This is a genomic window from Pedobacter puniceum (genome assembly GCF_009674685.1).
In the GTDB taxonomy this organism is placed as follows: Bacteria; Bacteroidota; Bacteroidia; order Sphingobacteriales; family Sphingobacteriaceae; genus Pseudopedobacter; species Pseudopedobacter puniceum.
Genome location: NZ_WKJI01000006.1, coordinates 23,922 through 37,088 on the forward strand (window position 1 = coordinate 23,922; position 13,167 = coordinate 37,088).

Consider the following 13,167-nt stretch of genomic DNA (forward strand, 5'->3'; position numbering starts at 1 on the left):
TGGATCTGCTCATGGTTTTTGTCACTGCGAAGAATGAAGCAGTCTTTTATAACTTTTCTATAAAGACAAATCACTGAGTTTGTGATGACAAAATGATGTATTAAACAACATCCAGCTAGGAAATAAAATCAGGTAAATTTCTTTGAATACCATGTCTTCTGCGGTTAATAAAAACCTGCGTTTAATAAAAAAGCGATACAATCGCCAACCAAAGTTAAGAACTCGTTGCAAACGAATTCAAAAAGATAGTTTGTCACAGCAAGGAATGAAGTAGTCTCTACGAGAGATAAATCATTGGGTTCGTTAGAACAAAATAGTACGCTAAATAACATCAAGCTAAGTGAAAAAATTATATAAATTTGTGAACACTGCGCCCACTGCGGTTAAAAAAAACTGCTTTTAATAATCAAGCTTTGCTCAAAACGTACCACGCTGGTTTTTTGCTCCCTATATTGAAATTCATTTGCCCATATTCAAATTGAAAGCAATTTAGCATCTTTGCAAATATGTTAACCTTTGTTATATCCATCATTTGCCTATTTCTAATAGAATTGCTTTATTTTAAAATAGCAGACCGTTATAATATCATTGATAAACCTAATCAACGTAGTTCTCATAGCCATATAACTTTAAGAGGCGGAGGGATTATTTTTCCCTTGGCAGTCATTACTGCTTTAATGATTTATCAATCTACTCATTGGTATTTAGCTTTAGCTGTATTTGCTATCGCTTTAATTAGCTTTCTAGACGATATCATCACCTTGAATAATAAAATAAGAATCAGCATACATTTTCTATCTGTATCGTTGGTGATTTATCAGACGATGTTCAATCAAGATATAAGTTCCTACGTCATATCTGAGCCCTTAACTTTAATCTTGATTCTTTTAGTATTCATTATCATCATAGGTGTCATCAATGCCTATAATTTCATGGATGGCATAAATGGGATAACCGTCATATATTCTCTCGTTGCCGTAGGGAGCTTTTTCATGATACAGGAAGTAAAAGATATAATTATTCTTGATACACAGATACTTGTAGTAACAGGAGCTTCGTTACTCGTTTTTGGTTATTTTAATTTAAGAAAGAAAGCTAAAGCCTTTGCTGGTGATGTTGGAAGTATTAGTATAGCCTTATTCCTATGTTTTTTTATAGCACAACTAATTTACCTAACTCAAGACATTAAATGGATATTGTTATTGGGTATTTATGGTTTAGATGCCGTAGCTACTATATTTTGTAGAGTGCTAAGAAAGGAGAATATTTTTGAAGCCCACCGTTCACATTTCTACCAATTCTTAGCTAACGAGAAAAAGATTCCACATATTTCTATAGCTTTAACTTATGGATTGGTACAATTGGCACTAAATTTCGTAATACTTTATGCAAATGCTATTTTGGTATATGGCTTATTTGTGGTAATTATCTTAACTTACGTCTTAATAAGATTAAGACTTGAGGGAAAAGAGCGCTTGTTTAAGAGCTATGCTTAGAGGAATTAAATTCCCACTAAATAAAAACAAATAGTATATTTGACTTTTTAAGTAGAAATTAAATATGTTTAAAAAAATCAATATCGTTCCAAGATGGATAATATTTTGTATTGATCTTTTTTTCTGTGGATTTGCACTTATTTTAGCTTATCTTCTTAGGTATAATTTCGAAGCTTCACAAATTGATATTTCTGAATTGAGCAGAAATACGCTCATATTTTTAGGTATCAACTGTGTAGTTTTTTTTAATGTAAAAACTTATGCGGGTATTGTAAGATATACCAGTGCTCAAGATTCTTTCAGAATTTTGTTTAGCATTACCATTAGTAATGCGTTTTTCATCTTTTGTAATCTTTTCCTTCAATCTTTTGATAGACCTCCTATTATCTCTAATGTAATTATTGTCATAACTGGGCTTTGCAGCTTTGTTTTATTGATTACTTATCGGGTTTTAGTTAAATACTTCTTCTTGTATATCAAGAATATGCGTTTAGATAAAAGACGTGTAATTATTTACGGTGCTGGAGAAACTGGTGTTGCAACTAAAAGAACATTAGATACAGACCCTACGGTAAACATGAGTGTTATTGCTTTTGTAGATGATGATCCACGTAAAAGGGGTAAGGTTGTAGATAATGTTAAAATATATCATGCCGATGATTTAGAGCGTATCATTGAAGCTGAAAATATTGATGATTTAATATTTTCTACTCATAGAATCTCTTCTGATAGGAAAAATAAAATTGTTGACTTATGTTTAGATCACAATGTAAAAGTACTGAATGTACCACCTACCAGAGAATGGGTTAAAGGAGCTATTAAAGTCAATCAAATTAAAAATGTTAGGATTGAAGACTTGCTGGAAAGAGCACCTATAACCATTGAAGAAGATGTTTTAAGTTCGCAATTAACTGGAAAAAGAGTTTTGGTGACGGGGGCTGCTGGTTCTATTGGAAGTGAGATTGTAAGGCAAGTAGCTAAGTTTAAACCTCAATTGATTATCTTAAATGATGTTGCAGAAACTGCTTTACATGATTTACAATTAGAATTACAAGACAATAATATGTGTAGTAATTTTATTGCTTATATAGGAGATGTAAAGAACAAGCAACGTATGGATAATTTATTTGAGACTTTTAAACCTCATTATGTTTACCATGCTGCGGCCTATAAACATGTTCCTATGATGGAGGATAATCCTGCTGAAGCTATCTGTACAAATGTTGGGGGGACTAAAAACATTGCAGATTTATCTGTTAAACATGATGTGATTAAATTTGTAATGGTTTCTACAGATAAAGCGGTTAATCCTACAAATGTAATGGGGGCTTCAAAGCGAATTGCAGAAATGTATGTACAAGCTTTTTATACAGCTTTAAATTACGAGTCGCCTGTTTTTGAAAACGGACATAGTTATCTGAATGCAAAAAAATCGAACACTAAGTTTATTACGACCAGGTTTGGTAATGTTTTAGGCTCAAATGGTTCAGTAATACCTAGATTTAGAGCTCAAATTCAAAAGGGGGGGCCTGTTACAGTAACACACCCTGATATTACGCGTTATTTCATGACTATCCCTGAGGCTTGCCGCTTAGTACTAGAAGCAGGTTCTATGGGTAACGGTGGTGAGATTTACATCTTTGATATGGGTAAATCTGTCAAAATTGTTGAGCTTGCGAAGAAGATGATTAAACTTTCTGGTTTAGTTCCAAACCAAGATATTCATATTGAGTTTACTGGGCTAAGACCAGGCGAAAAGCTTTATGAAGAGCTTTTAAATGATTTGGAAAATACTATTCCTACACATCATGAAAAAATCATGATAGCCAAGGTAATACCTAGAGCGTTTGATAAAGTAAATCAAGATATTCAAGAACTTATTGAGATAGCTTGTAACTATCAAGATAAAGAAGTAGTTAAAAAAATGAAGGACATAGTTCCTGAGTTTAAAAGCAACAATTCTATCTTTGAAGAGCTAGATCAAAAACAGGTGATAAGCGTTTAAGTATTCAATCAACAAAACCTCAATCATATCAATTCAGGACAATATTCTAATCAAAATTATAAGTATAAAGTTAGTATAATTATACCAACTTATAATAGGAGTCACTTGGTAGCTAACGCCATTGAAAGTGTCCTTAACCAAACCTATAAGAATGTTGAAATTGTATTAGTTGACGACGGCTCTACTGATAATACTCTCGCTGTAATTCAGCCTTTTTTGCAATTAAATAATTTCAAGTATATTTTTCAAGAAAATAAAGGAAGATCATATGCAAGAAATCAGGGCTTAAGTCATACTGAAGGAGAGTTTATTCTTTTCTTGGATTCTGATGATTATTTAGAACTAGATGCAATTGATGTATTGGTAAAACTATCATTAGAATATCCAGCAATAAATATCTTTAGTGGCGGTTATAGGTTGTATCAAGTAAAGAACGGATCGTACTTTGAAATCTATAAAAGACAGTTTTATATACATTTAAAGAATATATTTATAGAACAAATTCAGGGGATGATTTTGAATATGGGCAACAATATAATTAGAAAAAGCCTGATTCAAGCTTCTGGAGGATTTAATTGTTCTTTAGATTATGCGGAGGATTGGGAGCTTTTACTGAAAATTTGTAGGTATGAAAATGTTGTTTCTACAGAGAAAATTATATTAAATATTTATAGACATAGTGATAATTCTTCTTTTCTTCATATTCAAGAGTCTGTAATTAGCGTAGCTTACAATATGATTAATAAATTAAAAAGTGAAGGCATTAAAGACAACTTAACAAAAAAGATAATTATTGAATTAGAGAAAAGATTGATTATGGCCTATAATAGGAAAAATGATAAGTTTAGAGCCTTTATCTTATTATTGAGTGTTTTAAAGAGAGATATAAAAAGTCTTATCACTAATATTTTTCTATATAGAGAAATAGTTTATATGTTTATTTCTGCCAACTTATTGATAACCGCTAGAACGATGCAATTAAAGCTCATTTCTAAGAAAAGATAAAATACATGATGAAAAATAGAATAGTTATAAGTATAATCACAATAATTATAATTTTTAAGGTTGGAAGACTAGAAGCACAAACTCCAAATCATAATCAGCCTTTTTCGCATCAGTTCTATCAAAAGTTTGATAATAAAATTTATAGTCAAAAAACTAAATTCCATAGTTCTATTAAGCCCTACTTTATAGATGATACTATTCTTAAACCTAGTGTAGACTCATTTTTTAATGTCAATCTCGATACAAATAAGAAAAGCTGGGCTCATAGAAAACTATTTCAAGAGCATTTCATAGAGGTGAAAAATAAGGATTTTACTGTTTTCGCAGATTTTTTACCTGATTTTACCTTAGGTTATGATGAAGTAACAGGCCAGAATACTTGGTTAAATACAAGAGGATATCAATTAGGAGGTACTATAGGAGATAAATTCTTTTTTTATACCAGTGGGTTCGAGAATCAAGCTAAATTTCCGAATTATATTACAGAATTTGTCAACGAAAACGGAATTATCCCAGGTGAGGTAAACGATAAATTCGGCCCTAGAAAGTCTATAAAAGATTGGGCTTATGCAACAGCTATTCTTTCTTATACTCCAGTTAAGTATTTGAATGTTACTTTAGGTCAGGATAAGAATTTCATTGGCGATGGTTATCGTTCGATGTTATTATCTGATGTAGCGGCTAATTATCCATTTTTACGATTAACAGCTAATTTGGGTAATGTAAAATATATGGCATTGTGGGCTCAATTTCAAGATTTAAAATCTCCACAATTTTCTTATGATAATGGATTTAGAAAGAAATGGGGAGTGTTTCACTATTTGGATTGGAATGTTACAGATAGGTTAAGCGTAGGAATATTTGATGCGATAATTTGGCAAGATGCAGATAGTACAGGTAAAAGAGGATTTGATTTTAGTTATGTTAATCCATTAATTTTCTTGCGTCCAGTGGAAGGACAGAATGGTTCACCAGATAATGCTTTAGTAGGCTTAAATCTTAAGTATGAACTATTAAAGAACTTAACAGTCTATGGTCAGTTTTTAGCAGATGAATTTACTGCGAAAGAAGTTTTTGCAGGCAATGGTTATTGGGCCAATAAATTTGCATATCAAATTGGGATAAGAGGCTTTGACATGTTTAGCGTTAAGCGGTTAAATTATTTATTTGAATTTAATACTGCCAGACCTTTTACTTATACTCAAAGAAGTTCGCTTTTAAATTTTGGTCATTATAATCAGCCTTTAGCCCATTTGTATGGCGCTAATTTTCGAGAAACTGTCGGAATTTTAAACTATAGTCTAGGTAAGTTTGATTTTTCTGGTAAGGTGAATCTAGCTCAATATGGATTAGATGCTTCTGCCAATGATAATTTTGGTAAGGATATTTATAAACCTTACAGTACACGAAATTCAGATTACAACAATATAACTACACAAGGACTTAAAACATCATTATTAGTGGCAACTGGAAGAATATCCTATCTAATAAATCCTAAATATAATTTGAGATTGGAGCTAGGAGGTTTAATAAGATCTGAATCAAATGATAGGGGCGACAGAAATACCACTTTAATATCTTTTGGCTTAAGAAGCTCATTTAGAAATTTTTATGATGATTTTTAAAGAAATAATAAAGTAGCGTGAAAAATCAAGATATCGAGATTGTATTTATAACGGCTCACATTCGAGATAATACTACTTCAGCAGAAAGATTTAGAAGCTTTGCAGAAGCCTTTATCTCAAATTTTGAAAATGTTCATATTTATGAATTCGATTATCCTTGGAAAGAAAAAACATGGATGGGGCATGAGACAAAAAATGTAGACCCCTTAAATTCTAATATTGAATCTCATTTGCGGATTCTTAAACCTCAATTAAATCTCTTTCAAAGGCTCATCTTCTTTCTCTTTAGAAAGGGATATATATTCTTAGCAAAACCCTTACATATACTATATCAAATTTATTTTAAAAGAGATATTAATCACCCCGGTTATCGTACTATTCCTAAGGATCTCAAAGCATTAAATAAAGGTTATGTGCTTGTTTCGGGTGGGCCATTTGGTATATTTTCATATGCTAACTTCCTAGCTAATCGATTAAATTATAAACTTATATTAGATTATAGAGATCCATGGACTTATGGATATCGTGTTGTAGGAGGATTTAAATTTATACATCTATTAAAATTAAGACTGAATAGAAATTTAGAGAATCTTTTAATTGGAAATGCTAAAATTGTTACTACGGTATCTGAAACACTTAAGAGTTACTACCCTCAAGCCTTTCAAAATAAAATTCATGTTATTTCAAATGGATTTAATTACAGAGAACATGATTTCCAGATAGAAATTCCACAAACTTTTAATATTGTTTATGCAGGGACTGTCTATGATGATCAATTAATAGATGATACCTTTTTTGAGGCCCTTAAATTATTCATTAGTCGTTTATCAGTAAAAAGGTTGAAAATTCAGTTTTTAGGTTCTTTCTACAATGAAAAGCTTAGGAAAAAGTTACGAGATTTTGGGTTAGATGAATTTGCGGAGATAACTCCAAGATTAAGAAGAGACCAGTTAAGGACTTATTTTAATAATTCATCGATTTTTATACACCTTAAATATGGAGATAAAAGCGGTATCATAACATCTAAACAAAGCGACTATTTATTTTTTAGAAAACCCATACTTCTGCCAGTTAGCGATGAGGGAGATATAGCTAAAAGTATCTTAGAAAATAAAGCAGGCTATGTTTGCTATAATGTAGAGGATAATATAAAAGTGCTGAATGATTTATACATGAAGTTTTTAAATCAAGTTCCTGAATATATCACACAAACAGAAGATTTTTTTATAAAAAACTCCAGAGCTTACCAAGCAAAAATATTAACTGATATAATGTTAGCTAGTTATTAGATTATTATACTACCCCACCAAGCGCTCAGTAGGTTTAGCTTTTACCAGTTCTTTCACAGTTTTTAAAATAGCAAAAGCATCATAACCACACTCATTCCAAAGTTCTGCTTGTTCACCGTGTTCTATAACAGCATCAGGTATGCCTAGACGTTTTACCACAGCTTGGTATTGATGGTCGGCCATAAACTCTAATACGGCACTTCCCATTCCGCCTTGTATACAGCCATCCTCCACAGTAATTACATTTTTGAAATTTTTGAAAACTTCATGTAATAACTCTTCATCAATAGGTTTGGCAAAACGCATATCATAGTGAGCAGGATAGTAGCCTTCAGCATTAAGCTCTAAACAGGCTTTTACAGCTTCATTACCAATATGGCCAATGGTTAAAATGGCAACATCTTCACCATCGGTAATTTTTCTTCCTTTTCCAACTTCAACTTCTTTTAATGGTCTTTTCCATTCTGGCATAACACCATTGCCACGAGGGTAGCGAATAGAGAATGGTCCGCCATGATTTTTAAGTTGAGCAGTATACATCAAGTTTCTAAGCTCTTCTTCATTCATAGGAGCAGAAACAATCATATTAGGTATACACCTGAAATATGCGATATCGTAAGCTCCGTGATGCGTTGGTCCATCAGCACCAGCTATACCGGCTCTGTCTAAGCAGAAGACTACAGGAAGCTTTTGCAAAGCAACATCATGTACCACCTGGTCATAAGCCCTTTGCATAAAACTTGAGTAAATATTACAGAAAGGAATTAATCCTTGCGTTGCTAAACCAGCAGAAAAAGTTACGGCATGCTGCTCAGCAATACCCACATCAAAAGCTCTGTGAGGCATGGCTTTCATCATGATATTTAAAGAGCAACCAGATGGCATAGCAGGAGTAATACCCATTATCTTGTCATTCATTTCTGCTAACTCTACCATGGTATGTCCAAAAACATCTTGATACTTTGGCCCTTGTGGTTTAGAAGGAGCAGATTTTTTTATTTCTCCTGTAATCTTATTAAATAAGCCTGGCGAGTGCCATTTAGTTTGATCTTTCTCTGCCAAAGCGTAACCTTTACCTTTTACAGTTACGCAATGTAATAGTTTAGGTCCGGGTATATCTCTTAAATCTTTTAAAACTTTGGCTAAATGGACTACATCATGACCATCAATAGGACCAAAGTATCTAAAATTTAAAGCTTCAAATAAATTACTTTTCTTTAATAAAGTACCTTTAATGCTTTTCTCAATCTTTTTTACAATTTCATGCGCATTAGGGCCTAGTTCTGATATTTTGCTTAAAACAGCAGAAACATCATCTCTAAATTTATTATAAGTTTTACTAGTGGTAATATCTGTAAGATAATCTTTTAAAGCCCCAACGTTAGGGTCAATAGACATACAGTTATCATTTAAAATAACTAAAACGTTAGAGTTTTCTATCCCTGCATGGTTTAAAGCTTCAAATGCCATACCGGCAGTCATAGAGCCATCGCCAATTACGGCTACATGTTGGCGATCTTTTTCTCCTTTGTAATGTGAAGCAACAGCCATACCTAACGCTGCTGATATAGATGTAGATGAATGGCCTACACCAAAAGTATCATACTCACTTTCTGATCTTTTTGGGAAACCGCTAATCCCTTTGTAGATTCTATTGGTATGAAATACTTCTCTTCTTCCGGTTAATATTTTATGGCCATATGCCTGATGACCTACATCCCAAACCAATTGGTCATAAGGTGTATTCATCACGTAATGTAATGCAACCGTTAACTCTACAACTCCTAAGCTGGAAGCAAAATGCCCTCCATTAACAGATACAATATCAATAATATATTGACGAAGTTCTTTGCAAATCTCCGGTAAATCTTCTTCTTTAAATTTCTTTAAATCAGAGGGTATGTTTATTTGTGATAATAGTTGGCCCGCCTGTACTTCCATTTTTACGTTTAGGAGTAATTAATTTACAAATTTAAAAGAATAATTCTATTAAATATCATGACAATTTACAAGATTGATTTGTTTTAAGAAAGGTATATTTTTTAAGAAACCTCTAAACTACAAGTGTTGCAAATTGAATGTGGTTGGTTATATTTGAGCTAATAAATGAACTCACAAGAAAGCTTTGCTATAAAATTACCCATGTTTGAAGGTCCTTTTGACCTTTTGTTGTTTTTTATAGAACGTGATGAGCTTGATATACATAACATTCCCATAGCAAAAATTACAGATGATTTCTTGAATTATATTCACCAGATGAATGCTTTAAATATGGAGTTGGCTAGTGAGTTTATTTATGTTGCGGCTACTTTAATGCGTATTAAAGCTAAAATGTTATTGCCTAGGATAGAACTTGATGAGGATGGTAATGAGATTGACTTAAAACAAGATTTAATTCAGAAACTATTAGAATATAAGCGTTTTAAAGCTGTCACAGAAGAGTTTAAGCTTTTAGAAGAAGAACGATTTTTTAAAGAAAAGAGAGGTAATATTACTGAGGATTTAAAAAGGTTTACAGAAGGGGCGCAATCTACAGAAGAGGAACTAGCTTCTTTTGATTTATATAAGCTTTTAAAAGTTTATCATAAACTAATGAGGGCTTATCAAATAAAATCTGAAGAGGTTAAGCATACTGTTGTGCAATATCCTTATACCATAGAAGAACAAAAAATTGTCATCGGTGAACTTTTAAGGATTAACAGTCGATTAGATTTTAAAAATCTTGTTCAGCAATCAAAAGACAAGGTGCAATTTGTTTACAATTTTCTTGCAGTTTTAGAAATGTTACAACAGCAACTTATTCAAATACAAATAGGCTTAGGCTTTAATAACTTTTGGATTGTAAACAAAGAAGAGCCTGTTCTATAAAATCAATAACATGTAGTTCATCAACTAACCTAATTTCTGGTTCTTTGTCTTCTTTTATACAAGAAATTACTTTTTTAATAAAAACATCATGTTTATCTGCCGAGCCCTGATAGTAATTATATTGGTTAGCATGAGTAATCTTATCAAAAACAGGAACGTCAAATTGGTCTTGTAATTGAACAAAATCAAGCTTTTCCATATATTGTCCACCAACCTTAACATTTCCTTTAGTACCTATAATAGTGATACTACTTTCTATATTACCATTCCAGGCGGCATTGGTATAATTAAAATTACCTTTCCCCCCTTTTGGTAAATCAAAGTTTATAGAGCCACTATCGTCAAATTCAGTATCAATATTTGTTCTTAAATTATAAGACTGACTTTTAATATCTTTCGGTTCGCCACAAAGCCAAACCATCAAATCAATAAAATGACTAAATTGGGTGTATAGTGGGCCGCCACCTAGGCTTTTTGTTGCTCGCCATGGCGAATCGTTATAATATTGTTGGCATCTATTCCAAAAGCAATTTATTTGCATGTAAAGAATATTGCCTAGCATGTTATGATCTATTAATTTTTTAAGCCAAATAGAAACCGGGCTGTATCTGTTTTGCATAACAGCAAAAACTTTTTTGCCAGATTTTTCTTCTGCCACCATCATTTCTCTTACATCTTCTGCGGTAAGTGCTACAGGCTTTTCACAAATAACATGATATCCGGCTTCTAAACAAGCAATAGTTTGTTTGGCGTGTAAACCGTTGGGTGTACAAATACAAACTACATCAGCAGGAATTTTAGCTTCAAAAAAATCCTGAAGAGAAGTGAAAAAGGGAACTAAAGATTTTAATCTTTTTCTTCTAGCAAAATCGGGGTCTACAGCAGCAACTAAATCTACGTCTTCAAGAGTCTGAATAATTCTTGAATATTTAGCCCCAATATTTCCTACTCCAACTATTACGAAGCTCAATTTATTCATGTATAGTTTTTATCAAATAAATCGTATAAAATGCATAATTTAGGCCTTTAATAGAGTAGATTAAATTTTGATGAAAATGGCTACATATTTCGTCAAATATTTGCCCTAATATTAGCTAATAATATTTATAATTTCATGAAAAAAGACAAAATTATTTTTGATTTAATTAACGAGGAGCAGCAAAGACAAGAGCAGGGCCTAGAGCTAATTGCTTCTGAAAACTTTGTAAGTGAGCAAGTTATGTTGGCTGCAGGTTCTGTTTTAACAAACAAGTATGCCGAAGGCCTACCAGGTAAAAGGTATTATGGTGGCTGTGAAGTTGTTGATGAAATTGAAAATATTGCGATTGATAGAGCTAAACAATTATTTAATGCTGCTTGGGCAAACGTTCAGCCACACTCTGGTGCGCAAGCAAATGCAGCTGTTTTTTTAGCAGTTTTAAATCCAGGAGATAAAATTTTAGGTTTTGATTTGGCACATGGTGGCCACTTAACTCATGGTTCTCCAGTAAATTTTTCTGGAAAAGTTTATACTCCATTTTTTTATGGTGTTGATGAAGAAACTGGCTTAATCAATTACAAGCAATTAGAAGAAGTAGCTTTAAGAGAGAAACCAAAACTGATTATTTGTGGTGCTTCTGCATATTCTAGAGATTGGGATTACGAATTTATTAGAGCCGTAGCCGATAAAGTTGGTGCTTTAGTATTGGCAGATATTTCTCACCCATCAGGTTTAATAGCTAGAGGTTTATTAAAAGATCCACTTCCACATTGCCATATTGTTACTACTACTACTCATAAAACTTTAAGAGGTCCAAGAGGTGGTTTAATTATGATGGGTAAAGATTTTGAAAATCCATTCGGAATAAAAACTCCTAAAGGCGAAATAAGAATGATGTCTTCTTTATTAGATGGTGCTGTTTTCCCTGGTACACAGGGCGGTCCTTTAGAGCATATTATCGCTGCTAAGGCAATTGCTTTTGGCGAAGCTTTAAGTGATGAGTATATGGATTACGCTTTACAAGTAAAGAAAAATGCACAAGCTATGGCTAAAGCATTTGTAAATCGTGATTATAAAATTATTTCCGGTGGTACAGATAACCATTTAATGCTTATTGATTTAAGTAATAAAAATATCACTGGTAAAGTAGCAGAAGAGGCTTTAGGTGCAGCAGATATTACTGTAAATAAAAATATGGTGCCTTTTGATAAACGTTCGCCTTTTGTAACATCAGGTATAAGAGTGGGTACTGCTGCTATTACAACCAGAGGTTTAAAAGAAGAGCATATGGAAATTATAGTTGGTTTCATTGATGAAGTAATTAAAAATCATGAAGATGAAACTATCTTATCAAATATTGCCGATCAGGTTAATGACCTAATGGAAAAATTCCCTTTATATAAAGGTTAAAAATATAGTGCCCTTTCTTTTCTATCCAAGGAAGGGCACTTTATAAAATGGAGTTAATTTTAAGTCACATCTAATAGTTAAATGACCTACCAAAAAAAAATATTAATTGTAGATGATAATGATATCAATAAGCTATTGATAAAAAAGATGCTTTCCAAATTTGAGTTGGATATGGATTTTGCATCAAACGGGCAAGAAGCTTACGATATGATTTTAACTAAGGCTTATGATATTGTCTTGATGGATGTACATATGCCTATATTGAGTGGTCTAGAAGCTACTAAACAAATTAGAACTTTAGAAGATATTTATTTTAAAGAACTTCCCATTATTGCATTAACATCTTGTATTATGCCAACAGATATTGATGAGGTTTATGAATATGGGATGAATGATTATCAATCTAAGCCTTTTAAAATAGAAGAGCTTCTAGAAAAAATAGAACGACTAAGGCTTGCTAAGTAAGTATTGATAAAAAGGAAAAAGCGAA

10 protein-coding genes are annotated in these 13,167 nt (G+C 32.3%); 8 read left to right on the plus strand and 2 right to left on the minus strand.

Features of this window, described 5'->3' with window-relative positions; translation table 11 throughout:
- Positions 1-506: 506 nt before the first annotated feature.
- From GJJ64_RS15840 to GJJ64_RS15860, 5 genes are all read left to right on the plus strand, one after another.
- On the plus strand, positions 507-1,496 hold the full coding sequence (locus GJJ64_RS15840; protein ID WP_154288736.1) for an MraY family glycosyltransferase: 990 nt from the start codon (positions 507-509) through the stop codon (positions 1,494-1,496).
- Positions 1,497-1,560: 64 nt separating this feature from the next.
- Positions 1,561-3,501: a polysaccharide biosynthesis protein gene (locus tag GJJ64_RS15845; RefSeq protein WP_154288737.1), complete on the plus strand. Its 1,941-nt coding sequence runs from the start codon at positions 1,561-1,563 to the stop codon at positions 3,499-3,501.
- Positions 3,502-3,582: 81 nt separating this feature from the next.
- Positions 3,583-4,506 (plus strand): glycosyltransferase family 2 protein, encoded by a 924-nt coding sequence (locus tag GJJ64_RS15850; RefSeq protein ID WP_317162950.1) that lies wholly within the window; start codon positions 3,583-3,585, stop codon positions 4,504-4,506.
- A gap of 5 nt (positions 4,507-4,511) precedes the next feature.
- On the plus strand, positions 4,512-6,131 hold the full coding sequence (locus GJJ64_RS15855; protein ID WP_229655568.1) for a gliding motility protein RemB: 1,620 nt from the start codon (positions 4,512-4,514) through the stop codon (positions 6,129-6,131).
- A 17-nt stretch (positions 6,132-6,148) separates the two neighbouring features.
- Positions 6,149-7,420 carry a glycosyltransferase family protein gene (locus tag GJJ64_RS15860; protein ID WP_154288740.1) on the plus strand — a complete coding sequence of 424 codons (1,272 nt, stop codon included), beginning with the start codon at positions 6,149-6,151 and terminating at the stop codon, positions 7,418-7,420.
- A gap of 9 nt (positions 7,421-7,429) precedes the next feature.
- Here the strand turns inward: GJJ64_RS15860 and dxs are convergent, their stop codons facing one another.
- Positions 7,430-9,361: a 1-deoxy-D-xylulose-5-phosphate synthase gene (gene dxs, locus GJJ64_RS15865; RefSeq protein ID WP_154288741.1), complete on the minus strand. Its 1,932-nt coding sequence runs from the start codon at positions 9,359-9,361 to the stop codon at positions 7,430-7,432.
- A 165-nt stretch (positions 9,362-9,526) separates the two neighbouring features.
- Between dxs and GJJ64_RS15870 the strand changes: the two genes are divergently transcribed.
- Positions 9,527-10,288: a segregation and condensation protein A gene (locus GJJ64_RS15870; protein ID WP_154288742.1), complete on the plus strand. Its 762-nt coding sequence runs from the start codon at positions 9,527-9,529 to the stop codon at positions 10,286-10,288.
- Here the strand turns inward: GJJ64_RS15870 and GJJ64_RS15875 are convergent.
- Positions 10,245-11,267 (minus strand): Gfo/Idh/MocA family protein, encoded by a 1,023-nt coding sequence (locus GJJ64_RS15875; RefSeq protein WP_154288743.1) that lies wholly within the window; start codon positions 11,265-11,267, stop codon positions 10,245-10,247. The genes GJJ64_RS15870 and GJJ64_RS15875 overlap by 44 nt on opposite strands.
- Before the next feature lie 135 nt (positions 11,268-11,402).
- Between GJJ64_RS15875 and GJJ64_RS15880 the strand changes: the two genes are divergently transcribed.
- Positions 11,403-12,677 (plus strand): serine hydroxymethyltransferase, encoded by a 1,275-nt coding sequence (locus GJJ64_RS15880; protein WP_154288744.1) that lies wholly within the window; start codon positions 11,403-11,405, stop codon positions 12,675-12,677.
- 81 nt (positions 12,678-12,758) lie between these two features.
- Positions 12,759-13,142, plus strand: a complete 384-nt coding sequence (locus GJJ64_RS15885) for a response regulator (protein WP_154288745.1) — start codon at positions 12,759-12,761, stop codon at positions 13,140-13,142.
- Positions 13,143-13,167 lie beyond the last annotated feature (25 nt).